Source organism: Lentihominibacter sp. (assembly GCF_046951855.1).
In the GTDB taxonomy this organism is placed as follows: Bacteria; Bacillota; Clostridia; order Peptostreptococcales; family Anaerovoracaceae; genus Lentihominibacter; species Lentihominibacter hominis.
In genome coordinates this window covers 1-24,512 of record NZ_JBKTXS010000020.1, presented here as the reverse complement: position 1 = coordinate 24,512, position 24,512 = coordinate 1, and the positions used below count along the sequence as shown (strand labels likewise).

The 24,512-nt window shown below is 40.2% G+C and carries 21 protein-coding genes and 1 pseudogene; 15 read left to right on the top strand and 7 right to left on the bottom strand.

Annotated elements, in window-relative coordinates; translation table 11 throughout:
• From ACLR96_RS06660 to ACLR96_RS06625, 8 genes and pseudogenes are all read left to right on the top strand, one after another.
• A pseudogene (locus ACLR96_RS06660) lies at positions 1 to 375 on the top strand (tyrosine--tRNA ligase); the annotation flags it as partial.
• Between the two features lie 293 nt (positions 376 to 668).
• A complete protein-coding gene (locus tag ACLR96_RS06655) occupies positions 669 to 1,259 on the top strand; it encodes an MptD family putative ECF transporter S component (RefSeq protein WP_177267525.1) in 591 nt (196 codons plus the stop codon).
• Complete coding sequence (locus ACLR96_RS06650) at positions 1,259 to 1,972, top strand: energy-coupling factor transporter transmembrane component T family protein (protein ID WP_177267524.1); 714 nt, start codon at positions 1,259 to 1,261, stop codon at positions 1,970 to 1,972. Before ACLR96_RS06655 ends, ACLR96_RS06650 begins: the two co-directional genes overlap by 1 nt.
• Positions 1,969 to 3,438, top strand: coding sequence for an ATP-binding cassette domain-containing protein (locus tag ACLR96_RS06645; RefSeq protein WP_177267523.1), 1,470 nt, complete (start codon positions 1,969 to 1,971; stop codon positions 3,436 to 3,438). Before ACLR96_RS06650 ends, ACLR96_RS06645 begins: the two co-directional genes overlap by 4 nt.
• A 21-nt stretch (positions 3,439 to 3,459) precedes the next feature.
• A complete protein-coding gene (locus ACLR96_RS06640; protein ID WP_412265464.1) occupies positions 3,460 to 5,268 on the top strand; it encodes an ABC transporter ATP-binding protein in 1,809 nt (602 codons plus the stop codon).
• Positions 5,261 to 7,015 carry an ABC transporter ATP-binding protein gene (locus ACLR96_RS06635; protein WP_177267521.1) on the top strand — a complete coding sequence of 585 codons (1,755 nt, stop codon included), beginning with the start codon at positions 5,261 to 5,263 and terminating at the stop codon, positions 7,013 to 7,015. Before ACLR96_RS06640 ends, ACLR96_RS06635 begins: the two co-directional genes overlap by 8 nt.
• Before the next feature lie 142 nt (positions 7,016 to 7,157).
• The gene (locus ACLR96_RS06630) at positions 7,158 to 8,813 is read left to right on the top strand and encodes a class I adenylate-forming enzyme family protein (RefSeq protein ID WP_207722942.1); all 1,656 of its coding nucleotides are present in this window, start codon (positions 7,158 to 7,160) and stop codon (positions 8,811 to 8,813) included.
• A 14-nt stretch (positions 8,814 to 8,827) separates the two neighbouring features.
• Positions 8,828 to 9,241, top strand: a complete 414-nt coding sequence (locus ACLR96_RS06625) for a YbgC/FadM family acyl-CoA thioesterase (protein ID WP_177267520.1) — start codon at positions 8,828 to 8,830, stop codon at positions 9,239 to 9,241.
• A gap of 57 nt (positions 9,242 to 9,298) precedes the next feature.
• On the opposite strand, the gene ftsH is transcribed toward ACLR96_RS06625, so the two are convergent.
• Together ftsH and ACLR96_RS06615 are read right to left on the bottom strand one after the other, a co-directional pair.
• Complete coding sequence (gene ftsH, locus ACLR96_RS06620) at positions 9,299 to 11,140, bottom strand: ATP-dependent zinc metalloprotease FtsH (protein WP_177267519.1); 1,842 nt, start codon at positions 11,138 to 11,140, stop codon at positions 9,299 to 9,301.
• 70 nt (positions 11,141 to 11,210) lie between these two features.
• The gene (locus tag ACLR96_RS06615; RefSeq protein WP_177267518.1) at positions 11,211 to 12,086 is read right to left on the bottom strand and encodes a LysR substrate-binding domain-containing protein; all 876 of its coding nucleotides are present in this window, start codon (positions 12,084 to 12,086) and stop codon (positions 11,211 to 11,213) included.
• A 155-nt stretch (positions 12,087 to 12,241) separates the two neighbouring features.
• Between ACLR96_RS06615 and ACLR96_RS06610 the strand changes: the two genes are divergently transcribed.
• From ACLR96_RS06610 to rpsI, 3 genes are all read left to right on the top strand, one after another.
• Positions 12,242 to 13,468 (top strand): beta-ketoacyl-[acyl-carrier-protein] synthase family protein, encoded by a 1,227-nt coding sequence (locus tag ACLR96_RS06610; RefSeq protein ID WP_177267517.1) that lies wholly within the window; start codon positions 12,242 to 12,244, stop codon positions 13,466 to 13,468.
• A gap of 272 nt (positions 13,469 to 13,740) precedes the next feature.
• A complete protein-coding gene (gene rplM / locus ACLR96_RS06605; protein WP_177267516.1) occupies positions 13,741 to 14,169 on the top strand; it encodes a 50S ribosomal protein L13 in 429 nt (142 codons plus the stop codon).
• Positions 14,170 to 14,188: 19 nt separating this feature from the next.
• A complete protein-coding gene (gene rpsI, locus ACLR96_RS06600; RefSeq protein WP_177267515.1) occupies positions 14,189 to 14,584 on the top strand; it encodes a 30S ribosomal protein S9 in 396 nt (131 codons plus the stop codon).
• Positions 14,585 to 14,765: 181 nt separating this feature from the next.
• Here the strand turns inward: rpsI and ACLR96_RS06595 are convergent, their stop codons facing one another.
• Positions 14,766 to 15,527, bottom strand: coding sequence for a LuxR C-terminal-related transcriptional regulator (locus ACLR96_RS06595; protein ID WP_177267514.1), 762 nt, complete (start codon positions 15,525 to 15,527; stop codon positions 14,766 to 14,768).
• A gap of 218 nt (positions 15,528 to 15,745) precedes the next feature.
• On the opposite strand from ACLR96_RS06595, the gene ACLR96_RS06590 reads away from it, so the two are divergent.
• Together ACLR96_RS06590 and ACLR96_RS06585 are read left to right on the top strand one after the other, a co-directional pair.
• Positions 15,746 to 17,038 carry an MFS transporter gene (locus ACLR96_RS06590; protein ID WP_177267513.1) on the top strand — a complete coding sequence of 431 codons (1,293 nt, stop codon included), beginning with the start codon at positions 15,746 to 15,748 and terminating at the stop codon, positions 17,036 to 17,038.
• Between the two features lie 16 nt (positions 17,039 to 17,054).
• On the top strand, positions 17,055 to 18,587 hold the full coding sequence (locus ACLR96_RS06585) for an amidohydrolase family protein (RefSeq protein ID WP_177267512.1): 1,533 nt from the start codon (positions 17,055 to 17,057) through the stop codon (positions 18,585 to 18,587).
• Positions 18,588 to 18,612: 25 nt separating this feature from the next.
• On the opposite strand, the gene ACLR96_RS06580 is transcribed toward ACLR96_RS06585, so the two are convergent.
• A complete protein-coding gene (locus ACLR96_RS06580) occupies positions 18,613 to 19,434 on the bottom strand; it encodes a MerR family transcriptional regulator (protein WP_177267511.1) in 822 nt (273 codons plus the stop codon).
• Between the two features lie 78 nt (positions 19,435 to 19,512).
• On the opposite strand from ACLR96_RS06580, the gene speB reads away from it, so the two are divergent.
• A complete protein-coding gene (speB, locus tag ACLR96_RS06575) occupies positions 19,513 to 20,424 on the top strand; it encodes an agmatinase (protein WP_177267510.1) in 912 nt (303 codons plus the stop codon).
• 88 nt (positions 20,425 to 20,512) lie between these two features.
• On the opposite strand, the gene ACLR96_RS06570 is transcribed toward speB, so the two are convergent.
• A complete protein-coding gene (locus ACLR96_RS06570) occupies positions 20,513 to 20,725 on the bottom strand; it encodes a cold-shock protein (RefSeq protein WP_177267509.1) in 213 nt (70 codons plus the stop codon).
• A 295-nt stretch (positions 20,726 to 21,020) separates the two neighbouring features.
• Here ACLR96_RS06570 and ACLR96_RS06565 point away from each other — a divergent pair, with 295 nt between their 5' ends.
• Positions 21,021 to 22,679, top strand: coding sequence for a putative manganese-dependent inorganic diphosphatase (locus tag ACLR96_RS06565; RefSeq protein ID WP_177267508.1), 1,659 nt, complete (start codon positions 21,021 to 21,023; stop codon positions 22,677 to 22,679).
• A gap of 121 nt (positions 22,680 to 22,800) precedes the next feature.
• Here ACLR96_RS06565 and ACLR96_RS06560 read toward each other — a convergent pair whose 3' ends face one another.
• Positions 22,801 to 24,156, bottom strand: coding sequence for a butyryl-CoA:acetate CoA-transferase (locus tag ACLR96_RS06560; protein WP_177267507.1), 1,356 nt, complete (start codon positions 24,154 to 24,156; stop codon positions 22,801 to 22,803).
• A gap of 212 nt (positions 24,157 to 24,368) precedes the next feature.
• A partial coding sequence (locus ACLR96_RS06555) for a helix-turn-helix domain-containing protein (protein WP_412265469.1) occupies positions 24,369 to 24,512 on the bottom strand: 144 nt, incomplete at its 5' end.

Below are 24,512 nucleotides of genomic sequence, written 5' to 3'. Positions count from 1 at the left end.
GAAATAAACAACGCTAAAGAGATTCTTGCTTTCGAAGTTACAAAGTTGGTTCATGGTGAGGCGGAAGCTGTCAAAGCCCAAGAAGCTGCCAGAGCCGCTTTTGGAGGAGGCGCAGACCTTTCCAGTATGCCTTCTGTAAAATTTGAAGCTGCTAAGCTTAAGGGAGATGGCATGGGTGTTGTCAGCTTTATTAAAGAGTTGGGCCTTGTTCCAAGTAACAGAGAAGGTTTCATGACCATAGAGCAGGGAGGCCTTAAGCTGGATAGCGAAAAGGTGACAGATAAAAAGATGATGATAACATCAGATCTTTTTAAAGATGGCAAAATGCTTATTGAAAAAGGCAAAAAGAAAAAAATTGTTGTAGAGTTAATATAAATCTATAAGGAAAAGATAATTCGCCGCATTGGCTAAACGATATGTTTGAGGGCCGATGTGGTGATTTTTTTTGTAAGAATCGGATCTGGTATTTTTAAGTTTCCGGTTAATGATATGGGCAAGTGGTTATGAAAATTTTGAGTAGTCCCCTTGCATTGAAGTTGACAATTTTTATCATGAAAAGGGAAAAGTATTGACCATAAAAATAAGGATGATATAATTTTAATTAGTTAGTTAACACTAACGAAAGTACAAATTTCGTTTGTTTAAAGATTTTATCATCAGGAGGAAAAATGAATTCAAAAACAATGAAGCTTAAGACAAAAGATTTGATAGTAGCGGGCGCTTTTGCAGCTCTTTATGTAGTAGTACTGTTTTCTGTCGTATCTGTGATGGGATTTGTTCCTATTCTTTATCTAATAGCCCCTTTTGTTAATTCTGTTATTTTAGGAAGTATTTATATGATGTATGTTTCGAAGGTACCTAAATTTGGTGTCATATTGATCCTTTCGGCGGTAGTGGGGCTGTTAACATCTTCCGGAGGAGTGTGGATGGCTCTGATTTGGTGCCTTGCTGTGGGGATAGCAGCGGAATTTATAGCGCGGGCAGGAGGATATTGCTCAAAAAATTTTTATATTGCCAGTTACACTGTATTTGCATGCACAAGTATGGCTCCTTTCTGGATGTTGGTATTTGCAAAGCCTGCTTTTATAGAATCGTGCGAAGCGTATTATGGGGCGGATTATGCTGCAGCTATAGATAAGTTTACCCCGGAGTGGATTATTTTGATATTGATTGCAATTGCCTTGATCGGGGGATTAATTGGAGGTATTGTCGGCTCTAAACTCCTTAAAAAACATTTTAAAAAGGCAGGAGTAGTTTAATGGGGGTTGGCGAAATTACTCAGCAGATAAAGTTAAAGTTGGATCCTCGCACCAAGTTTGTACTTCTTTTCGGAGTCGGCAGTTCATGCTTGATGCTTCCTCCTTTCTGGCTGGAAATAGCTACATTTATTTTATTGAGTCTGCTTTTAATTGCCAGCGGACGTTTCAGAAGTGTTGTTAAATTTGCCGTGATTTTGTCCGCCATGATTTCTCTCGATATAATAGTGGTTCCTAATATAAGCGGGGGAGGAGTTAGCTTGTTTCTTTCAGTAGCGAGGATGGCGAGGCTGATATTGCCTATATTTATGGCTGCAATGTTACTGCTGAAAACGACTTCGGTCAGTGAGTTTATAATATCTTTTGAACGTATGCGCCTTCCGGTAAAGGTCATTATACCTTTCTCGGTTATGTTTAGATTTATTCCCACAATTTCAGAAGAGTGGAAGAGTATACGGGATGCCATGCGTTTTCGAGGAATAGGTATTTCGGTAAAATCAGTCTTGACGAAGCCTATGATGACGTTGGAATATACTATGGTTCCTCTGCTTATGTCTACAGCTACTATTGCGGATGAACTTGCAGCAGCATCCCTGTCAAGAGGGCTGGATGCTGATACGAAGCGTAGCTGTATTGGCGATATCAGACTTCATGGGAGTGATTATCTGCTGATGCTCTTTTCTGTAGGTTCTGTTATTTACGGAGGATTGACATGATAAGGCTTAAAGGTGTGAGCTTTCGATATGAAAATGCCGGTGAGGGTGTATATAACCTAAAAGATATAGATTTAAATGTTGAGAAAGGAGAGTGTGTAGTTTTATGCGGAAAGAGTGGCTGCGGGAAAACCACGGTGACTCGGCTGATAAACGGCCTTATTCCTCATTATTATGAGGGGCAATTAAAGGGTAGTGTTTTTGTTGACAAGACAGAGATCGCAGATCAGCCTCTGGCAAAAATATCACAACATGTAGGATCTGTTTTTCAGAATCCGAGAAGTCAGTTCTTTAATGTGGATACGACGGGAGAAATTGCTTTTGGCTGTGAGAATCAGGGTTTGGCGAGGGCGGAAATCGCAGGCAGAATAGAAAAAGCTGCTGAGCTGTTTTCTCTTAGAGATCTTTTGGGGCGCAGTATTTTTGATCTTTCAGGAGGAGAAAAGCAGCGCATTGCTTGTGCGAGTGTATATGCTGTCCAGCCTGATATTTTTGTATTGGATGAACCATCCTCCAACCTTGATCAGGCGGCAGTAATAAAGCTGAAAGAGATTCTGGCAAAGCTTAAGGATTCAGGACATACTATTGTGATTTCGGAGCATCGTCTGTATTATCTTATGGATCTGGCGGATCGTTTTATTTATCTTGAAGATGGGAAAGTGAAAACGCAGTATACGAGAGATTCGTTGATGAAGTTGTCTCCGCAGGCTATATCATCCATGGGATTAAGAACGTTGGACCTTCGTCAGATAAATGATCAAAGTGGCGGAAAGAAAAATGATATGGTATCAGGAGTGTTCAGGATAGAAAATCTTTTATGTAAGATGTCAGGAAGAACTGTCCTTGATATAGATTCTTTGTGTATACCGGCGGGTGAAACGGTAGCAGTCATAGGGCATAACGGCGCAGGAAAATCAACCTTTGCGAGATGCTTTTGTGGCATAGGAAAGCATAGAGGAAAATTTTATCTTGAAGAGCAAGAAATAAAAGCTAAGAGACGTCTGAAGAAAAGTTACATGGTCATGCAGGATGTTAACCATCAGTTGTTTACGGAGAGTGTGCGGGATGAAGTGACCTTAAATGTTTCTGATTCCGGCAAAGGTGATTTAGAAACTGTCTTTGAGAAAATGGGTATAGTATCTATTGCTGATAATCATCCTTTGGCGCTTTCGGGGGGTCAGAAACAGCGGGTTGCCATAACAAGCGCAGTGTATGCAGGAAAAAAGTTTTTAATATATGATGAGCCCACGAGTGGACTTGATTATGAGAGTATGTGTCGTGCTTGTACCCTTATTAGCGAGGCGGCAAGAAATGCGGAATTGTCGCTTGTTATTACTCATGATCTGGAATTTATTATGAAGTGCTGTACGGCAGTTCTTCATATTGAAAATGGCACAGTAAAAGCCTTTTTTCTTCTTGATGATAAAGGAAGAGAACGGTTAAAGGAAGAGTTTTTAAATATAAAATAAATGAAAAGTAAGGAGGATTTTATGAAAAAGCAAAGCCCTAAGACAGGTATGTCAAGGCTTATACAGTTGGCTATGACAAAGAAAACACTTGTCATAAGTTCTGTGGCGCTGTCTTGTTTGGCCGCCGTAGCCAGTTTTATCCCTTATCTGGCAATTTACAATATTGTACGCCAGATACTGGAAGTATATCCGGACTTGAATGAACTGGGACATACAGATTTATTTTATTATGGCTGGCTTGCCATAGCAGGTGTTGTGGCTAATGTTGTGCTTTATTTTAGCGCTCTTGTATGCTCGCATCTGGCAGCATTTGGAACATTATACGAGTTGAAGGTAAATTTTCTTACACATTTAGCCAGAGTGCCTCTTGGATTTCATGTATTGATAGGCAGCGGCAAATTAAGAAAAATTACGGATGAGAATATAGAAAAAATTGAAACATTTATTGCACATCAAATACCTGATATAGTTGCCGCTTTTGTATCACCTGTCGTGATGATTGTGATATTGCTTAGTATCGACTGGCGTTTAGGTCTGGCTGCTATTGCAGGCATTATTGTGGCTTTTATTCTGCAAAGTGCAGCTTATGGCAGAGAGGGTGCCAAAAAGATGATGGATCAGTATCAGCGATCTCTTGAGAATATGAATAATGCAGCTGTAGAATATATAAGGGGTATTTCGGTGGTAAAAGCTTTCAAACAGACTGTGTATTCTTTCAGAAGGCTTCATGAAACCATTAAAGAATATACGGCTATGGTCATACCTTATACTTTGAGTTGGGAAAATCTTATGTCAGTATTTTTGACGCTGATAAATAATATCTATCTCTTTGTCTTGCCGGTGGGAATATTCATAGGAATGAATACAGGTGATTTTAAGGGATTTGCTTCCCAGTTTATTTTTTATCTTATATTTGTTCCTGCCATAGCAGGAATCTTATCCAAGATAATGTATGTTAATTCTGACGCTATGCGTATAATAAATGGCGTTGAAACGATGGATTCAATACTGGCAGAACCTGAGCTGAAGCAGCCAAAAAATCCGGAACATACGAAAAATCATGATGTTTCTTTCAGTAATGTTTATTTTTCTTATGATAAAGACAAGGAAATGTATGCTCTTGAAAATGTCAGTTTTACAGCAAAACAGGGTGAGATAACGGCTATCGTAGGACCGTCCGGAGGGGGAAAAAGTACCATTGCACACTTAATACCGCGTTTTTTTGATGTAGATGAGGGAAGCATATCTATCGGCTCTGCGGATATAAGACAGATGGAGAGTCCATATCTGATGAGTCAGGTGAGCTTTGTATTTCAGGATGTTTTTCTGTTTAAGCAAAGCATTAAAGAAAATATCCGTCTGGGGAACAAAAATGCTGATATGAAGCAGATAACAGATGCTGCCAAGGCAGCGCAGTGCCATGATTTCATCATGTCTCTGCCTGATGGATATGATACTGTTATAGGGGAGAAGGGCGTTCATCTCAGCGGGGGAGAGAGTCAGCGTATTGCTATCGCTCGGGCGATTGTAAAAGATGCTCCTATAGTTGTTCTTGATGAAGCCACAGCCTTTGCTGATCCAGAGAATGAACATCTGATCCAGAAAGCTTTTGAAAAGCTTATGAATAAAAAAACCGTTATCATTATTGCTCATCGCCTTTCTACTATTCAAAGTGCTAATAATATAATTGTTATGGATAACGGGCATGTTGCTGAAAACGGAACTCATGATCAGCTGCTGAAGAAAAAGGGAAAGTATGCAGCTATGTGGCAGACATATAATAAAACTGTCAGCTGGAAGATGAAAAAGGAGGCGAATATAAATGGATGAAAGAAAACCGAAGATGCAGAAAACTCTAATGCTGACAGATAAAGGATATAAGGACCTCAAAAAGGCTGTAGCAGCATGCACTGTTACAAACTTTTCAATGTTTATTCCGTCCATGATTATGCTTCTGGTAATTATGGAGCTTATGAAGCCATTCACCGGAGGAAATGTTTCATGGATTAACATGTGGCTTTATTTTGCCGGGGGAATTGCAGGTGCAGTGCTTGTGTTTTTGTGCAGCAAAAATGATTATAAAAAAACGTATGTAGTATCTTATATGGAAAGTGAAAATGCAAGGACGTCTCTTGCAGAACATATAAGAAAACTTCCTATGAGCGTATTTAATTCAAAGAATCTGTCTGAACTTACTACAAATATGATGGGAGACGTGGCAACTACGGAACATGTCTTGAGCCACATATATCCTCAGATGATATCAAATATGATAACTATTACTGTGGTGTGCGTGATGTTCGCTTTTTATGACTGGCGTATGGCTCTTGCGATATTCATTTCTGTTCCTGTGGCTTTTCTAATCATATTTGCCAGCAAACGTATTCAGGAAAAACTGGGAAGAAAACATGATAAAGCTAAATTGGAAGCTTCGCAGCAGGTTCAGGAGTACATAGAAGGGATTAAGGTGATCAAGGCATGCAATTTGGACGGTGAACAGTTTGAGGCGTTGGAAAATGCCCTCAGGACTATGAAAAAACTGGCAATAAAAATGGAATTTGGATCCGGTGTCTTTGTAACAGGAGCGCAGATGATTCTTCAATCAGGCATAGGAATAACAGTTTTTACGGGTACATCTCTTTTGATGAGCGGAAAAATAGAACTCGTACCTATGCTGCTTTGTCTTACCATAGTTACGAGAATATACGGGCCAATATTGACAGAACTGACTCTTCTTCCTGAACTGTTTTATCATAAAATAGCAATAAAGAGAATGCGTACGCTTATGAGTATTAAACCTATGGAAGGGGATGAGCAGAAGCCGGTAAAAGAATATGACATCACACTTAATAATGTTAGCTTCCGGTATAATGATCAAGGGGAAGATACAATAAAGAGTGTGGATATAACAGTTCCTGCAGGAGGAGTTACAGCTCTGGTTGGTCCAAGTGGAAGCGGGAAGAGCACCGTATCGCGGCTGATAGCCAGATTCTGGGATGTAGATGAAGGAAGTGTAAAGATTGGAGGTATAGATGTTAAAGAGCTTGATCCTGAACATTTGATGGAATATATGTCTTTTGTGTTTCAGGACGTAGTACTTTTTAATGATACGGTTTATAATAATATAAAAATCGGCAATATGGATGCCTCTGAAGAACAGGTGCTTGAAGCTGCCAGAGCAGCGCGCTGTGATGAATTTGCCAATAAAATGCCTAATGGATATAATACCATGTTGGGGGAAAACGGAAGTACTCTTTCCGGAGGAGAGAGGCAGAGGATCTCCATAGCAAGAGCTCTTCTCAAAGATGCTCCTATAGTACTTCTGGATGAAGCTACAGCAAGTCTTGATCCGGAAAGTGAGGCATATATTCAGGAGGCAATAAGCAGGCTGATAATGAATAAAACGGTATTAGTAATAGCCCACAGACTGCGAACTATAGAAACAGCGGATAAAATTATTGTTCTTGATGAAGGAAAGGTTGTAGAACAAGGTACGCATAAGGATCTGATGAAAAAGGAAGGTCTTTATAGGAGACTGTATAGTATTCAGCAGGAAAGTTTAGGCTGGAGTGTATAAAAAGCTTTGAATATCTCTGATCACGCAATTGTGATCAGAGATATTCTTTTTTAATGTGTATTTTTGCCAATATCATTGACAATGCTAAAATGCTATTATATAATGCAAAATATGATTAATATGATTGAAGGAGAATAAAATAATGAGAACATATAATGATAAGATGTTTACTGAAACGTTTGAACGAGAGTATACATGGCTCAATGGATTTATGAGAAATGTAAGACGTTACGGCAGTCATACAGCTCTGATAGATCCGTTGACTGAACGTCAGTGGGATTACAGTCAGCTTAATTCGGAGGCAAACAGACTTGCTGATGCTTTGAAAAAAGACGGTGTGGGCAAGAATGATGTAGTTATGTCAGTTCTGGTCAACTGCCCTGAATTTTGTTTTTCTTATATAGGACCGAGAAAGATAGGCGCCATTTTAAATCTTGCCAATTTTAAGCTTTCATCGGGAGAGCTGTCTTTGCTTATAGACCATAATCGGCCTAAAGTGGTGATATACGCAGCGGAAGTCTGCGAAATGGTCACAGAAGCGTTGGAAATGGCAAACTATAAACCTGTCAGCGCAGTAATGGCTGATAATCTTGATAATACTATACTTCCTGAGGGGCATATATCGTATGATGATTATGTGGAAGGAAAATCAAGAGAAAATCCGGAGAAAGATTTTGAGCCTCATATTTACGATGAAGTGGTGAGAATGTGTACAAGTGGGACATCGTCGCTGCCTAAAAGTGTACCTATCAATGATATAAATGAAGTTTTGTCAGCTCACGATGCTATTATGCATTATCCTCTTAATTTTAAGGATGTTTGCATGAACATGACCCCTTTGTTTCACAGAGGGGGAAGCCATTCAGGCGGAACATGCCCGACTTTTTATGTAGGTGCAACATTGGTGCTGATGAGGACGTTTTCACCGAGAACAACTTTGCAGTATGTAGAAAAGTACGGAATAACATATCTTACAGGGTCTCCTGCTACGCTGGAAATGTTGGCTCATGTACAGGAAAAAACTCCATTTGATCTTTCCAGACTGAGAGGCCTTGTCACTATGGGAGCCCCTCTTGAAAAGGCCGCCTGCAAGAGATATCTTGAAATCCTTACTCCTAATATACTGAATGGATACGGAACTACTGAAACTTTCTGGAATTCATTCCTCAGACCTTACGATCTGCCTGACTATGCAGGAACTGTAGGGGGGAGTTGTATAGATGATGAAGTAAGAGTAGTAAAGATATATGAGGATAGAAAAGCCGAACCTGATGATATAGTGCCTATGGATAATGAAACAGTTGGTGAGATTATTCTCTGTTCACCTGCTAAGAGTAGCTACAGTTATTATAATAATCCTGAAGAAGAAGAAAAGAAATTTTATAAGGGCTGGATGTATACCGCTGATGTAGGCTGCTGGGATGAGAATCTGTATGTAACTGTCAACGGCAGAAAGGATGATATGATAGTATGCTCTGCCGAAAATATTTATCCTACACAGATAGAGGAAATTTTAAATGAGTTTGACAAAGTATCTGATTCCATAGTTACTTCCGTACCGGATAAAGCAAGAGGGCAGGCTGTGGTTGCTTACGTAGTGGCTAAAGATGAATCTCTGACTGTTGCTGAGTTGTCTGAATTCTGCACAGCTCATCCTATGCTTTCAGCTTATAAAAAACCAAGATGGTTTAGGATCGTGGACAGTCTTCCTCATACAGCTACAGGAAAGAAGATACATTATCTTATGAAACAGCAGGCAGAAGAGGATCTTAAAAACGGACTTTTAAAGAGAAAATAGAGAGGGTGTTATAAATGTGGGAATATAGACGGAGAGTCAGGTATTATGAAACCGATAAGATGGGTGTAGTGCATCATTCAAACTATCTGAGACTTATAGAGGACGCCCGCATGGACTGGATTGGGGATCATGTAATGAATTATAATGATATGGAGAAGATGGGTGTGATAATACCTGTAGTCAATGCCTCAGGAAATTTCAGAGCATTTCTCCGGTATGATGATCTTTTCTCTGTGAAAATGGAGCTAACTAAGTTTACGGGAGTCAGAATGAGATTTAAATATAAAGTGCATAATGCCAAAACCGGTGAACTTTGTTATGATGGTGACAGTGAACATTATTTTGCTGAGGATAAAAATTACAGACCGATTTCACTAAAACGTAAATTCCCTAAACTTTATGGGGCTTTTGAAAGTTTATTGAAATAGAATTGCTGATTAAAAATACGGTGCAGATTATCTGCACCGTATTTTTAATTTTTATATTTATTTCTTTTGATCCTTTTCTTCTTTTTCTTCTTTCTTCAGGAGATTCATAAACTCTTCTCCGGTAATGGTCTCTTTTTCAAATAAGAATTGGGCTAATTTATCAAGTTTATTGCGGTTTTCCATCAAAATCTTTTTAGCCTTTTCATGTTGTTGCTTAATGATACTTACTACTTTTTTATCTATTTCATTCTGGGTATCTGCGGAGCATACTAATGAGGTGTCTCCTCCAAGATATTGATTGTTTACGGTTTCCAAGGCTACCATGTCGAAGTCATCACTCATGCCATATCTGGTTATCATGGCTCTGGCGAGCTTGGTGGCCTGTTCTATATCGTTTGCTGCTCCTGTAGTTATTTCACTGAAAATTATTTCTTCTGCAGCGCGCCCGCCTGTAAGCGTGGCAATTTTATTTTCGATTTCCTGTTTGGTCAGCAGATATCTGTCATCTTCCTCCACCTGAAGTGTGTAGCCTAAAGCTCCGGATGTACGGGGGATAATAGTGATTTTTTGGACAGGCGCTGTATGAGTTTGCATAGCAGCTACGAGAGCATGTCCTATTTCATGATAGGCAACTACTTTTCTTTCCTTATCGGATAATACCGAATTTTTCTTCTGATATCCGGCGATAACAGTTTCTATACTTTCTTCGAGGTCATCCTGATGAACGACCTTTCGTCCGTTCCTAACTGCTCGGAGAGCAGCTTCGTTGATTATATTGGCAAGCTCTGCGCCGGATGCGCCGGAAGCCATACGGGCAATAGTGTGGAAGTCCACATCATCTGCGGCCTTTATTTTTTTCGCATGAACTTTGAGGATAGCTTCTCTTCCTATGATATCAGGCAGCTCAACCGGTATGCGTCTGTCAAAGCGGCCGGGTCTTGTAAGAGCCGGATCAAGAGATTCCGGTCTATTGGTGGCAGATAGTATGATTACCCCTGCATTTTCCTGAAAGCCGTCCATTTCAGTCAAAAGCTGATTTAATGTCTGTTCGCGTTCATCATTTCCTGCTACTCGGTCATCTCTTTTTTTCCCGATAGCATCTATCTCATCTATAAAGACGATACATGGAGATTTTTCCTTGGCCTGCTTAAAAAGATCTCGGACCTTGGAGGCGCCCATTCCTACAAACATTTCCACAAATTCAGAACCTGAAATGGAAAAAAACGGGACGTTTGATTCTCCTGCCACGGCTTTTGCCAGCATGGTTTTACCTGTACCCGGAGGGCCTACTAATAATATGCCTTTAGGCATTGAGGCACCTACTTCCGTATATTTTTCAGGATTATGAAGATAATCGACGATCTCCGAAAGGCTTTCTTTTGCTTCGTCTTCTCCTGCTACATCGCTGAATCGAATACCTTCGGTAGACTGCACATATATTTTCGCATTGCTTTTTCCCATTCCGAAGGACATGGCTCCTTTTCCGCCGGCTTGATCCACCATTTTCTTTCTGAGATACTCTCCAAAGCCGATGAAAATAATAAGCGGCAATACAGCGGAAAGCAACAGAGAAAGCATGGGAGATGTATTTCTTTGGATGTCTTTAGTAAACTTAGCTCCGGATTCATAAAGGCGTTCTGTGAGCGTAGGATCTTCCATGGGGCCTGTTTTGTAGATCTTCTTTTCTTTTTTATCAGTGAATATGATTTCGCCGTCTTTTATTTCGACATCACCTATATTCTTTTTTTCTATCATACTCATAAACTTGCCGTAATCAACTTCGGCAGCCTGCTGACGCGTCATCATAGGCATTACAAACACGTTGAAAAGCAGCAGTAGGAGAAGGATGCCGATGTAATAGTAGGCCATTGGTCTTTTAGGTGATTTTACTTCTTTCATAAAGATCTCCTTTCATTTTTTGTTCGTTAGAGGCGGCATTTGAAACTATATACCGTGAGAAGCTTAGCATTCATATGGCATTCTCAATGATATCAAGAAAAAGTGAAGCCGCCGGATTAAGCAGTGATTTTTTCCATGCTACAGCGCAGTCAAGGGAATAGTTGTCATCAATAGGGATTACTTCAAGTCCACAGTATTCCGGATCATCAGGCAACATCTTGGGGAGTATCGAGATTCCCAGCCCTGCGCTTACAGACAGTATTACAGATCTGATATCATTAAACTGATTTATGATTGAGGGAGAAAATCTGTGGGTTCTGCAGAAATTCATTATCTGCATATAAAGTATAGGATTTTCTTCTTCGGAAAGAAGTATGAATTTTTGCTTCCGAAGGGATTGAATATCAGTATTGTTTTTTTTGCTGAAATCGGCCGGCAGTATAAAATTGAGCTGATCAGTGTGTATTTCGAGCATATCGAATTCATCACTGTCCGGAAGCATATCTGTATAAAGAAAGTGAAAATCATATGGGTCGTCATTTTCATCTATGAGTACATCTCCTCCGGAAACATATGTGATATCCACTACGATATTGGGATATGCAAGACCGAATGTTTTGAGACATTCTTTTAAAAATGTGTCAGATGTGGTAACTGTAGCTATGGAAAGGCGCCCTTCAGCGCCGTCGTGAAGCTGTTTGACTGCATAGGAGCCTTTTCGCGCAGCTTCCAGGATTTCCTGAGCATATGGGATAAAGGTGCGGCCTTCTGCAGTAAGTTGTACGTCACGTTTAGTTCTGTAAAAAAGTTTGACGCCAAGCTGCTGCTCCAGATCATTTATGTGCCTGCTTATAGTAGACTGGGGCACTCCGTTTTGACGGGCGGCATTTGTGAAATTCAGCATTTTGCTTACAGAAAGAAAGCTTTTTATTTGATTAAGATGCATTCTTTATACCTCGTTTGTTGACACTGATTTTTGATGATGGTATCATCAAATCAGCAGAGAACACTTATCCGAAAAAACAGTGTTTTTCAAATATTTATCCGATTTTGCTATTATATAATATATTGGCGGATATGTAAAGGTCGCAGGGAGGATTTATGGACACAAAAGGAGAAAAGATAGTAGTCACAGGAATGGGTGCAGTCACTCCTATAGGATGCGGTGTGGAAGAGTACTGGAATAATCTGATAAATGGAGTATGCGGTATAAACAGAATTACGAGATTTAATGCTGATGATCTGGCTGTTAAAATAGCAGCGGAAGTTACAGATTTTGATATTGAAGCATATATGCCAAAGAAGGTCATCCACGAAACTGATGCCTTCACTCAGTATGCTTATGTGGCGGCGAAGGAAGCGCTTGGCGAGAATCTTCCGGCAGCTCCGGAAAGAACAGGCATCGTAATGGGTACTGCCATGGCAGGTGTGGCTACTACGGCAGCTACACAGGAAGTTCTGACCAATGCAGTTCATAAAAATGTGGGGCCGAGATTTGTTCCGCGTATACTGGGAAATATTGCAGCGGCACAGATTGCAATATCTTACGGAATATGTGGACCAAGCTCAACCCTGTCAACGGCCTGCGCTTCGGGATGTGATGCTGTATCCATGGCAGCTATGCTGCTTCTTGCAGATGAAGCGGATGCGGTATTAGCAGTAGGCTCGGAAAGTATCCTCTGCCCTCTGGTTATATATTCTCTTGCCAATGCTCATACTCTGTCAAGAGCAAATGATGATCCGGCGCATGCCTGCAGACCTTTTGATGTTAACAGAAACGGCTTTGTCATAGGAGAAGGCGGAGGCGCATTGGTGCTGGAAAAAGAAGCTCATGCGAGAAATCGCGGTGCTGTCATTTATGCAGAGCTTGCCGGATGGGCAAACAACAATGATGCGTTTCATGTCACAAAGTCCGATCCTGAGGGGAAAATGTCTGCGGAATGTATGAGGAAAGCTTTGTCGAGAGCAGGAATGAAGCCTGAGGATGTGGATTACATAAACGCTCACGGAACAGGAACGAAGCTGGGTGATCAGGCAGAGATGGCTGCTCTTAAGGCAGTTTTCGGAGATTGCCGTCCTGCGGTAAGTTCTACTAAGGGCGCTACGGGACATGTAATGGGAGGAGGCGGACTCACTGAGTCCATAGCTTGTATTCAGGCAATGAGGTATGGTATTATACCGCCTACATTAAATCTGGATGAACCTGAGGAGGATTTTGACTTTGTTGCCGGGGTTTGCCGAAAACAGAAGGTGGATATCGCCATGACCACAGCGTTCGGATTCGGAGGTCAGAATGCCGGACTGGTTTTCAGGAAATATGAGGGATAAATCTGCAAAAAAACTTTGACAATATAGCCTTATGCGTGTAAAATGAATCTGTGTCGCATGCCGACACAGATTTTTCGTGTGAGCAGGATGGATATCCGTCCGGGCCAGCACGGCTAAACAAAATAAGTTTTAGTAACGCCGAAAAAATTTTACGAAAGAGAATTTGCAGCCCTTTCATAAAATTCAGTAGGCAGGGCCGAAAAAGATTAAATTCCGGCAAACGCTGATAAGCTCACGGAGTTTTGATCCCAGTAGGTAGAAAGGAAAAGAAGATGAGTTCATTTATCGCAAAGCCTGCAGAAGTAGAACGTAAATGGTACGTTGTGGATGCTGAAGGCAAGAACTTGGGAAGAATGGCTTCGCAGATTGCCGCTGTTCTCAGAGGTAAGAATAAGCCGACTTACACGCCTCACGTTGACTGCGGGGATTACGTTATCGTTATCAATGCAGAGAAGGTAGAGGTAACAGGCAAAAAGAGAAAAGAAAAGATTTACAAGAGACATACCGGCTATCCGGGCGGTCTCAGAGAGCTGACTTTTGAAAAGATGATGGAAAAGCATCCTACAGAAGTTGTGAGACACGCTGTAAAGGGCATGATGCCTAACGGAAAACTGGGCAGACAGATGTACAAGAAGTTAAAGGTATATGCAGGTCCTGAGCATGATCACGCTGCTCAGAAACCGGAAGTTTTGGATATTTAAGGAAGGGAGGAATTAAACGATGGCAAAAACACAGTATTACGGAACAGGAAGAAGAAAATCCTCAGTTGCTAGAGTTAGATTAATCCCTGGTAACGGAAATATCACAGTTAACAAGAAGCCTCTGGATGATTACCTTGCACAGGAAATCGTAAAGAGAGAAGTTAAGAGACCTTTTGAAATCGCAGGCTGCGAAGGCAAGTTCGATGTTATCGCAACAGTTCACGGCGGCGGCTACACAGGTCAGGCAGGAGCTTTAAGACACGGTATTTCAAGAGCCCTCTGTGAAGCAGACAGAGAAGCTTACAGACCGGCCCTCAAAGCGGCAGGATTCCTTACAAGAGACTCAAGAATGAAGGAAAGAAAGAAATACGGACTCAAGAAAGCAAGAAGAGCAAGTCAGTTCTCCAAACGTTAGGGAGATCTATCCCAACGAAGAACGAGTTGCCAGAAGGTCCCCCGTCAGGATTGCCCGAAGCGAAGCAAGGTTGCAATCTACGGCGCAGACAACCAATCATTTTGGCAACAGCTCACATCACATTTGTGTGGAAACCCCCGAATTCCAACCCTTGGAATCGGGGGATTTTTTCGTATTTATTTTATAAGAAGTATAATTGCCATCGTTCTTGTATGCCTAATTTACTGAAGAGGTTATAGATGTGTCGTCTTAAGGTGTTTTCGGAAATAAATAACTTTTGTACGATTTGATCATTTGAAAGGCCATTAAACAAAAGAACCAGAATTTCATATTCTCTTGGAGTCAGATCATATTTTTGGCGATATCCTTCATGGCCTGTGTGATATGGATCTTTTGGTATGCGCGCATTGTAAAGACGTACTGATAGATGATCTTTCAGACAGTCCAGCTGAAAAATCTCTTTATCGGTAAAGTTAGGTGCGGGTTTACATCTGAATAAACCTAAAAGGCCGACAAGATCTCCGTTTTTTACCAGTGTTGTCTGTGCTCCGAAATGGAGATTAAAAGGGACGAAAAGTTCTTTGTAATAATCAGTGGCAGTAAAAATATCTTCTGATATTAAATCTGTAAGGCGATAGGCACTGGATTTTTTAGTATCATAAAGCCAGTGCATATTATCTATTTCAAATCCTGTCTTCATATGCTTTTGAAGTACATCGTCAACATTAGGATTTTTTAATGTATTTTCATTTATGAGACTCTTGAATGTATGAACACCGTCGGAATCTGATTCTATCAGATAGAAATTAGCAGTATCGAAGGGAATAAGGTGTTTAAGGAGCTTTAAAAAATCCATACGCATGTCATCAATATTCTCTACATTATAGATAGTATAAATAATATGATTCATAAGGCTTACATCATTTCCTTCAAATTTATACATATCATCCTACCTCCGTATCAAATAAACAACAGTTATTTTCTATATAATAACATACACATTTTGAGCGAAACAATACTCCGTATGTTGAAAAAAATTACAAAATCAGGAAGATAGGCCCTTTCTGTGAATAAAAATGAAAATTCGTACTATTTCAATAATGGCGAATCAAACCTAAAATGATATCAATAGATAATCAAGATTTAGGAGGGATTTAAAAAATGAAAGAAAGCAAAATTTTCGATACCAGCGGAAAAGTTTATTTCGGATGGTGGGCAACATTGGCAGGATTTATACTTATAGTATTTGGTTATTCCTGTATCATATCTATTACAGGTGTTTTTTTCCTGCCTGTGACTTCTGACTTGGGATTCAGTATAGGTCAGTTTTCTGTATATGTTACAATTCAGTGTCTTTCAAGTGTTCTTGCTTTGTTCATATTTCAGAGCAGAATGACTGGTCAGTATATCAGAAAAATCATGATTTTCGGAGCTGTCTGTGGCGCTGTATCTTTTGCAGGGTTTGCAGCAGCGCAGGAATTGTGGCACTTTTATTTACTGGCTATACCTCAGGGTTTTTGTTTTTCTCTTTTAACAAGTACTCCGTGTACAGTAATAATAAGTAACTGGTTTGGTCTTAAACTAAGGGGGATTGCTTTGGGAATCCTGTTTTCTCCTCTCGGTGCAATGGTGATGTCATGGCTGATGAATATAGTGGTACAAAATATGGGGTGGAGATGGGGATATCTCATAATAGCGGCTTGTTTGGCAGTCATATGTATCCCATGCGTGTTAGTATTCATGAAGTGGTCTCCTGAGGAAAAGGGGCTTACACGAAAAGGCGATTTGGAAGAAGTAAAGTCAGAGAATGGTGAAGCGACAGGAGCTACATTTAAAAGGGCGATAAAGAGGCCTTCTACTTGGATCGTTCTTTTATCGGCAACAACTATTACCATTGCTTCCGGAACTGTTTTGAGTCATACTATGCCGTTTTTGCAGCTTGGCGGCCTATCAAATTCCACGGCTTCATCTGTATTTTCTCTCATGTTTGGGGCGCTTGCAATAGGTCAGATAGTTGTTGGAGCGTATGTGGACAGATTTAAACTCATCGGCGGAGCAGTTGTTGTTTCCATTATTTTTGGGATAGCTTTCATAGCGACTATTGCAATACCAAGCTGTCCATGGCTTGTAACGGTCCTTATCTTAGGATATGGTTTTGGATGCCCTGCGGTAAATGTTATCTCGCCGCTGATTATGAATCATATGTTCGGTGAAAAAGAGATAGGGAAATTCATAGCATATTTAAATATATTTATAGCTTTGGGTGTGGCGTTCGGATCTACGATAGTTGGAATGATATATGATTTGACAGGTTCATATACGCCGGCATTTGTGCTGATGGCAAGCTTTTTGTTTATTTCTGCAATATTGCGGGGGATATTCTGTTCAAAGAAATTCTACTTTAAAAACAGAATCAGCCGGGAAGAACTGCATGAGAGATCAGATTTAATGTAAGAAAGGAGAGTTTTATATGAGATATGACTTAATAATCGAGAATGCCAATATTATTTCTATGGCTCAAAAACAGGAAAACTGCAGCTGGATAGCTGTAAAAGATGGCATAATTGCTGAAATGGGCAGCGAAAGGCACGAAGGAAATGCTGATAAAATCATCGATGCCGCCGGGAATACCGTTTTGCCGGGTCTTACTGATTGTCATGTGCATGTATTGAATGCCGGCATTAATCTAAATGGTGTTGATCTGCAAGAGTGCAGTACGATAAAGGAAGTTCTTAAAGTCTTGCAAAAGAGGTGTACGCAGGAGCCGGGGGATGGATGGGTATATGGTGTGAATTATGTTCCTCAGAATATAAAGGAAGATAGGTATCCCACAAGGTGGGAGCTGGATGAGATCTGCGGCGAACATAAAGTTGTAATATTTGCAGCAACACTCCATGGCTGCGCAGTTAATTCCAAAGGAAAGGATATAGCGCAAGTTCCGGGACATCTTCCCGGAGTAGAGAGAGAAGGAAATAAGGTCAGTGGAGTTTATTCATCAGATGAATCTTCATTTCTTGCTACGGCCAATATTTTAGGCTCTCTTTCAGATAATGAGCTGTGGAAATTCATAGAAGACTGCGCGAATCATGCCGCAAAAAAAGGTGTGACCACAATACATGGTTTGTTTGGTCAGTTTGTAAGAAATGACAGAGACATGGATCTTATATTAGATCGCCGAGATTCACTTTGTATTGATATCGTGCCGTTTTATCAGACGTGGGAAGTCCAAAAGGCGGTAGATCTGAATCTGCCGCGAGTGGGCGGTTGCCTTACATTAGACGGAGCTTTATTTGAATATACTATGGCAAATTTTGAACCTTATGTTACTGCTCCCGAACTGAGGGGGGTTTTGTATCATACAGATGATGAGGTATATCAAGTAATATCGAAAGCTCATGAAGCGGGGCTTCAGTGTTCCATGCATGCTGTGGGAACGAGAGCTATAGATCAGCTTATATATACTTATCGCCGAGTGATTATGGAGCAGGGCGAAAAAGATCTGAGGCACAGGATAGAACACTTTTGCCTTCCTACAGAGCAACAGATAAAAATGGCCAAAGATCTGAAGCTGATTCTATCGATGCAGCCGGGATTTACATATTTATGGGATAAAAAAGAAGGCGGAGAGTTTGAGATGATTCTGGGACGTGAGCGGGCTGACGGCTGGGATCCGTTTAACAGGATAATAGATGAAGGAAATATCGTGTGTGGGGGATCAGACTGCCCTGTGACAGCTATTGAACCGCTGACGGATATTGCATCGTGTGTTAATGGAAATAATCCGGTAAGAAATATATCCGTTACAGATGCGTTGAAAATGTATACAGTTAATGCAGCCTATGCCATAAATGAGGAAAAAGTAAACGGAAGCCTTGAAGTGGGAAAAAAGGCGGATATTACAGTGATAGATAAGAATCCTTATGAACATGCAGATAAAGAGTCTATATATGAGATGAATGTGGTCTATACGATAAAAGAAGGACAAATAATATTTGAAGGATAGTGATATTTAAATATTGCAGGGGGGCTCATTGACAGCTCCCCTTAACATTTATCGTAATTTTTGTAACATATTCTTCTTCATTTGCTGAAGCAGTCTCTGCTATGAGATATTCTTCATAAGCATCTCCTACAGGTATATAACCAAGCTCATTTATTTGCCTGAACATATTACTGTAGGCGTGTTTCATGTGACTGTATAATCCTTTGTGGTAGTATACGGCATATGTACCGCCTTTTCGCAGTCTTCCGGTATGACAAGTGCCTTCGGTAAAAAGCCTGTTGATGTGGTTGTAGACTTTATTCTTCAGATCATTTTCTGAAAGAACTGAGCCTACGTTGGAACTTCCCGGGATATTGGAGCTCATAATAAAATCATTATGTATATCAGCCCACTGTTCTTCTGATGTTTCAGGATCAGTAACTGTCTGCTTGCTGTAAAGGAGATAAGTATCAGACAGTGAGACTATGAGGACTTTTCCGTACTCTGCATTTAAGCCTTCGTTTACGGAGTCTGTTAATTGTTTAAGAAGCAATTGTATTTGGGTAAGTTTTGAGATTTCTTCATCTATTTTAGTAAGCTGTGAAGTTGTCAAATCGGACAGTTTTTTTGCAGAAGGATTTTGAAAGTAAGGTAAAAGTTTATTAATCGGGACATTAAGCTCTCGCATGGATAAAAGTGTGCGGAAAGGGGCAATCTGGGAAGCAGTGTAATATCGATATCCATTGCTGCGGATTCCTGCAGGCCGGAAGAGATTGATTTTATCGTAATAGAGGAGTGTGTCTTTCTTGATTCCAAAATATGCAGCGAATTCACCGGTTGAATAAATGATTTTATCATTAAATTTCATATAAGATCTCCTTGACTATAGAGTTACTCCATAGTATATGCTGTGGTTAAAGTAAAATCAACAGTGGAGGTTTATATTATGCTTAAATATTCGAAATTAATGAATGATTCGTGGCTGAGATGGAGTGCGGATTCTGTTGAAAAAGCAAAACTGTGTATTATGGGAGTTCCTTTTGATAATGCGGTAAGCTTGGGAAGAGGTGCGGCCAAGGGGCCTGAAACAATTCGAAATCTCTCTTCGGAGATGTCGGATGTAACAGAAGATGATGTGATAATAAAGGATGGGATTCTGTTTGATATCGGGGATATCCCTCAGGACCTTGATTGGAAGAATTATTATGAAAAGGTAGAGGAAGAAGCGTATGAGCTTATGGCATCAGATAAGATGTGTCTTTTTTTGGGTGGAGATCATTCGGTCACTATTCCTCTGCATAAGGCGTTTTCAAAGTATCATAAAGGCAAAAAAGAGGGTGCGAGGATAGGCGTCATTCACTTTGATGCTCACTATGATCTGTGTGATGAATATGATGGCCATAAATGGTCGCATGCCTGTACCGAAGCACGCGCCTTAGATGAAATGATTACGGGGGAAGACCTGTTTTTTGTCGGTATTCGAGTTGCAGAGAAGGCAGAACTTGAAGTACTTGATAAGAATCCGGACATCACAGTGGTAAAGGCTAAAGAGGTTCATAAGATAGGACCGGAGGCTGTATATGAGAAACTAAAAAACAAATTCAGTGATTATGATGCTTTGTATTTTACTATTGATATTGATGTTCTGGATCCTGCTTTTGCGCCCGGAACCGGGACGCCGCAATCAGGTGGTCTGACAAGCATTCAGCTTACAGAGTTGTTTAAAATGATTATCGAGGGACTTCCTGTAAGAGCTGTGGATATAGTAGAGGTAGCTCCTGAACTTGACGTAAACAATATAACTTCATGGGCAGCGCTTCGTTTGATTCATGAGCTTTTTGCATATTTCAGCAGATAGGCAGCAAATTTGTTATATTTTGCCTTTTTGTATACAGATATAAAAAAGAAGCTGCATATCAACTTGATATGCAGCCTTTTTTTGGAATCTATGCAGCGCGAACGTTAACTGCTTTCATCTTGCTTCTGTCTTTTGGATCAGGTTCTGTGTCGAATGTCACTTTCTGTCCTTCGTCAAGACTTTTGAAATCATCAGAGATGATAGCAGAAAAATGTACGAAAACATCTTTTCCTGTTTCGGAATCTGTAATAAATCCATATCCCTTTTGAGCATTAAACCATTTCACTATACCGTTATTCATAATCAGTACCTCCATAATCTTTGGGTGTAAAAATAAAAAAGCTTTTCCAGCAATGAATTAAAAGAAATCATTGTCTGTGAAAAGCCTTGAAATCAAATCAATTACTTTTATTAGTTTAACATATATGGAAAGATTAATCAATTACTTTTTTGAAAAGTAATAAATTTCTTAATTCAAAAATTGCAGACTTAACAAAAAATTTACATTAATATGCACGTTTAAATAGAGCTTTTCTTTTTGAACTGTGAATAAATTGTGGTATACTATCTCCATGACTAATAGCTAGGAGAATATCATGAATAATGAAGAAAATAACACGAAAGAGAAGGTTTATGTCATAGGACACAAAAACCCGGATACTGACTCTATCTGCTCGGCTATCGCATACACGGCGCTAAAGAATCAAGTGGGCTGTGCGGATTATATAGCATGCAGAGCCGGGATCGTCAATGAAGAAACAAAGTTTGTACTTGATTATTTCGGTGTTAAGGCGCCGCAGTATATAGGTACGGTTCAGCCCGAAATAAGCGATATAGATTTGAATCTAATAAGAGGTATCGAGAGTGGAGATTCTATTAAACGTGCGTGGGATCTGATGGATGAGCAGGGGGCGCGGTCGGTGCCGGTTCTTTCTGAAGGAAAAGTGGAGGGAATAGTTTCCATAACAGATATAGCTCAGTCATATATGGATGAAAGTGACAGTCACGTACTGGCCAATGCTAAAACGAAATTTTCCAGTATTGCAGAGACTCTCGGAGGGCATATTATCTGCGGGGATCATAACGAGTGCTTTGAGTCAGGCAAGGTGACTATTGCTGCATCCAGTCCTGATGTAATGGAAGGATTTATAGAAGAATCGGATCTTGTCATTACCGGAAATCGATTTGAAACACATTTTACTGCGATAGAACTCGGGGCTAAGTGTCTGGTTATGTGTCAGGGATCTATTCCGACGAAAGCTATAAAAAAGCTTGCAACTGAAAGAGACTGTATAATTATCAGTACACCTCATGATACTTTTACAACAGCAAGGCTGATAAATCAGAGTATTCCTGTCAGCTTTTTTATGACTCATGAAAATCTGCTGACGTTTCAGCTTACTGATTCTCTTGAGTCTGTCGAGGAAATGATGAGAACCAATAGATTTCATAATTTTCCTGTGATAGATAAAGACGGAATGTATCTGGGACTGATCTCCCGAAGAAGGCTTCTCAATATCAACAGAAAAAAAGTTATTCTGGTGGATCATAATGAGATAACTCAGGCTGTCGATGGTATTGAGCAGGCGGAGGTTCTTGAGATCATAGATCATCACAGGCTTGGAGGCTTTGAGACACTGGGTCCTGTATATTTCAGAAATCAGCCTGTGGGCTGTACGGCTACCATCATTACGCAGATGTATAAAGAAATGGGAATTATTCCGGATAAAAAGATCGCAGGCCTTTTAACTGCTGCAATAATTTCGGATACACTTATGTTCAGATCGCCTACATGTACGGAAGCGGACAGAATAACGTGTACGAAGCTCGCTGAGATTGCAGGTGTTGAGCCAAGGGAACTGGCTCATAAGATGTTTGAAGCAGCAAGCAGCCTTCAGAGCAAGACGCCTGAAGAAATATGTTATCAGGACTTCAAGATCTTTTCTAATGAAGGTTATTCATTTGGTGTCAGTCAGATAACATCTATGGATCAGGAGGAACTTGATAAGATAAAGGAAAAAGTTGAGCCATCCTTAAAAGTTGTTATGGAAAACCAGGATCTTGATATGATGTTTCTTATGATGACTAATATCATAGAGACAAGTTCAGAACTTCTGTGTTACGGATCTATGGCCGGGAAGACAGCGAGAGAAGCTTTCGGTATACCGAAAGATGAGGAAAAAATAATACTTAAAGGGATAGTTTCAAGAAAGAAACAGTTCCTGCCTACATTTGTCGAGGCACTGCATAATTAGCAAATAAATATGAAAGGAGTTTAATTCCCGGGCAATGTCAGCGAGGATTAAACTCCTTTTTATATTTATGATATTAACATATAACAAAATCTGTTTTTGAAAAAGTAACGGTGAAAACGAATTATTTTCTGTTGCTGTTTCTCCAGATTCCCATTTTTTCAGCATCTTTTATCAGCTCATCTCTAAAGTCAGGATGAGCAATGGAGATGAGCGCTTCTGCTCTTTCCCATGTAGTAAGTCCTTTGAGGTTGACTTTTCCGTATTCTGTGACAACATAATGAGTATTAGTTCGCGTATCTGTCACGATGGAGCCGTCTGCCAGTGTAGGTCTGATTCTCGAATGCATTTTGCCTGCTTTGTCTGTAAATGTGGAAGAGCAGCAGATGAAGCTTTTTCCGCCTTTAGATAAATAAGCTCCCAGAACGAAATCAAGCTGTCCGCCTGCTCCGCTTATGTGCTTTATTCCTGCCGATTCGGCATTTACTTGGCCGAATAGGTCTATATCAACAGCATTGTTGATGGAGATAAAGTTATCTATGGAACTGACTACTCTTATGTCATTTGTATAATCTACCGGAGCGCTGAGGCACTCAGGATTGTTATGGATGTAATCGTAAAGTTTCTTTGTCCCGGCTCCAAAAGCATATGCCTGTCTGCCTGTATCAATGGTTTTCTTGGAACCGTTTATTTTGCCTTCCATAGCGATATCAACGAAAGCATCTACATACATTTCTGTATGGACGCCCAGATCTTTGAGATCTGATTTGGCAATCAGTGATCCTACAGCATTAGGCATTCCGCCGATGCCAAGCTGCAGGCATGCACCGTTAGGAATCTCTTCAACGATATATTCAGCAACTTTTTCATCGATTTCGCCGCTTTTGGCTGCGCCAAGCTCTTCCATAGGAGTATTACTGCTTTCAACGATATGGTCAATTTTTGAGATATGTATTTTTTCTCCGCCCGGATTTCCTCCGAGAGCCAAAGGCAGATTTTCATTTACTTCTACTACGATACATTTTGCCCTGCTGCACATATCAGCCATATGTGATGCACTCGGACCAAAGTTGAAATAGCCTTCTTCATCCATAGGAGTGACCCTTATCATAGCTACATCCACAGGATCAGGCAGGTCTCTGTAATATCTGGGCAGCTCGGAATATCTGATAGGAGCGTAGTAAGCTATACCTTGGGCGATGGCTTTTCTTTCGATTCCTGTCATGTGCCAGCTATTCCAGCAGAGATGCTTGGGTGCATTTTCTATTTTGAAGATCTCAGGAACTCTCAGCGCTATACCGCCACGGAATTTTAGATCATATAGATCGTCTTCCTTTATTCTTTTTGCCATTTCTCTGTCCAGATCAAAAGGAATACCGGTACCCCATCCGAAATCTATCCAGTCTCCGGATTTGACCAGTTTTACCGCATTTTCTGCAGTTATCAGCTTGCTTTCATATTCTTTTCTAAAATCTTGCATATTATTTCCTCACTTTTTAAATTTGCGTTTTATGTATCAAATTATACTATAGATAGTCAAAAGTATAAAGCCTTTGATTAAAAAAAGCAACTGTTGAAAGGAAGAAAGAGGCTTTGATTTTTGAATTTTTAATATACGGAATCTGTGAATTATACTGTCTGATGTCGTTGCCTTAAGCAGCAAGGGAATAAGAAAAAATGAAGTATAAGCAATTACTTATATGATGACAGATCTACATGCAGCCTTACACATACCTCCAGAAGAAAAAGTTCATCACTGTTTTTTAATGAAAGGCCTGTAAGATCTTCTATTTTATCCAGTTGGTAAAGCAGACTTTGACGGTGTCTGCCTAATCT

Coding starts and splice junctions, on each gene's coding strand:
- ACLR96_RS06655 (WP_177267525.1), top strand. CDS start 669: ATGAATTCAAAAACAATGAAGCTTAAGACAAAAGATTTGATAGTAGCG.
- ACLR96_RS06650 (WP_177267524.1), top strand. CDS start 1,259: ATGGGGGTTGGCGAAATTACTCAGCAGATAAAGTTAAAGTTGGATCCT.
- ACLR96_RS06645 (WP_177267523.1), top strand. CDS start 1,969: ATGATAAGGCTTAAAGGTGTGAGCTTTCGATATGAAAATGCCGGTGAG.
- ACLR96_RS06640 (WP_412265464.1), top strand. CDS start 3,460: ATGAAAAAGCAAAGCCCTAAGACAGGTATGTCAAGGCTTATACAGTTG.
- ACLR96_RS06635 (WP_177267521.1), top strand. CDS start 5,261: ATGGATGAAAGAAAACCGAAGATGCAGAAAACTCTAATGCTGACAGAT.
- ACLR96_RS06630 (WP_207722942.1), top strand. CDS start 7,158: ATGAGAACATATAATGATAAGATGTTTACTGAAACGTTTGAACGAGAG.
- ACLR96_RS06625 (WP_177267520.1), top strand. CDS start 8,828: ATGTGGGAATATAGACGGAGAGTCAGGTATTATGAAACCGATAAGATG.
- ftsH (WP_177267519.1), bottom strand. CDS start 11,140: ATGAAAGAAGTAAAATCACCTAAAAGACCAATGGCCTACTATTACATC.
- ACLR96_RS06615 (WP_177267518.1), bottom strand. CDS start 12,086: ATGCATCTTAATCAAATAAAAAGCTTTCTTTCTGTAAGCAAAATGCTG.
- ACLR96_RS06610 (WP_177267517.1), top strand. CDS start 12,242: ATGGACACAAAAGGAGAAAAGATAGTAGTCACAGGAATGGGTGCAGTC.
- rplM (WP_177267516.1), top strand. CDS start 13,741: ATGAGTTCATTTATCGCAAAGCCTGCAGAAGTAGAACGTAAATGGTAC.
- rpsI (WP_177267515.1), top strand. CDS start 14,189: ATGGCAAAAACACAGTATTACGGAACAGGAAGAAGAAAATCCTCAGTT.
- ACLR96_RS06595 (WP_177267514.1), bottom strand. CDS start 15,527: ATGTATAAATTTGAAGGAAATGATGTAAGCCTTATGAATCATATTATT.
- ACLR96_RS06590 (WP_177267513.1), top strand. CDS start 15,746: ATGAAAGAAAGCAAAATTTTCGATACCAGCGGAAAAGTTTATTTCGGA.
- ACLR96_RS06585 (WP_177267512.1), top strand. CDS start 17,055: ATGAGATATGACTTAATAATCGAGAATGCCAATATTATTTCTATGGCT.
- ACLR96_RS06580 (WP_177267511.1), bottom strand. CDS start 19,434: ATGAAATTTAATGATAAAATCATTTATTCAACCGGTGAATTCGCTGCA.
- speB (WP_177267510.1), top strand. CDS start 19,513: ATGCTTAAATATTCGAAATTAATGAATGATTCGTGGCTGAGATGGAGT.
- ACLR96_RS06570 (WP_177267509.1), bottom strand. CDS start 20,725: ATGAATAACGGTATAGTGAAATGGTTTAATGCTCAAAAGGGATATGGA.
- ACLR96_RS06565 (WP_177267508.1), top strand. CDS start 21,021: ATGAATAATGAAGAAAATAACACGAAAGAGAAGGTTTATGTCATAGGA.
- ACLR96_RS06560 (WP_177267507.1), bottom strand. CDS start 24,156: ATGCAAGATTTTAGAAAAGAATATGAAAGCAAGCTGATAACTGCAGAA.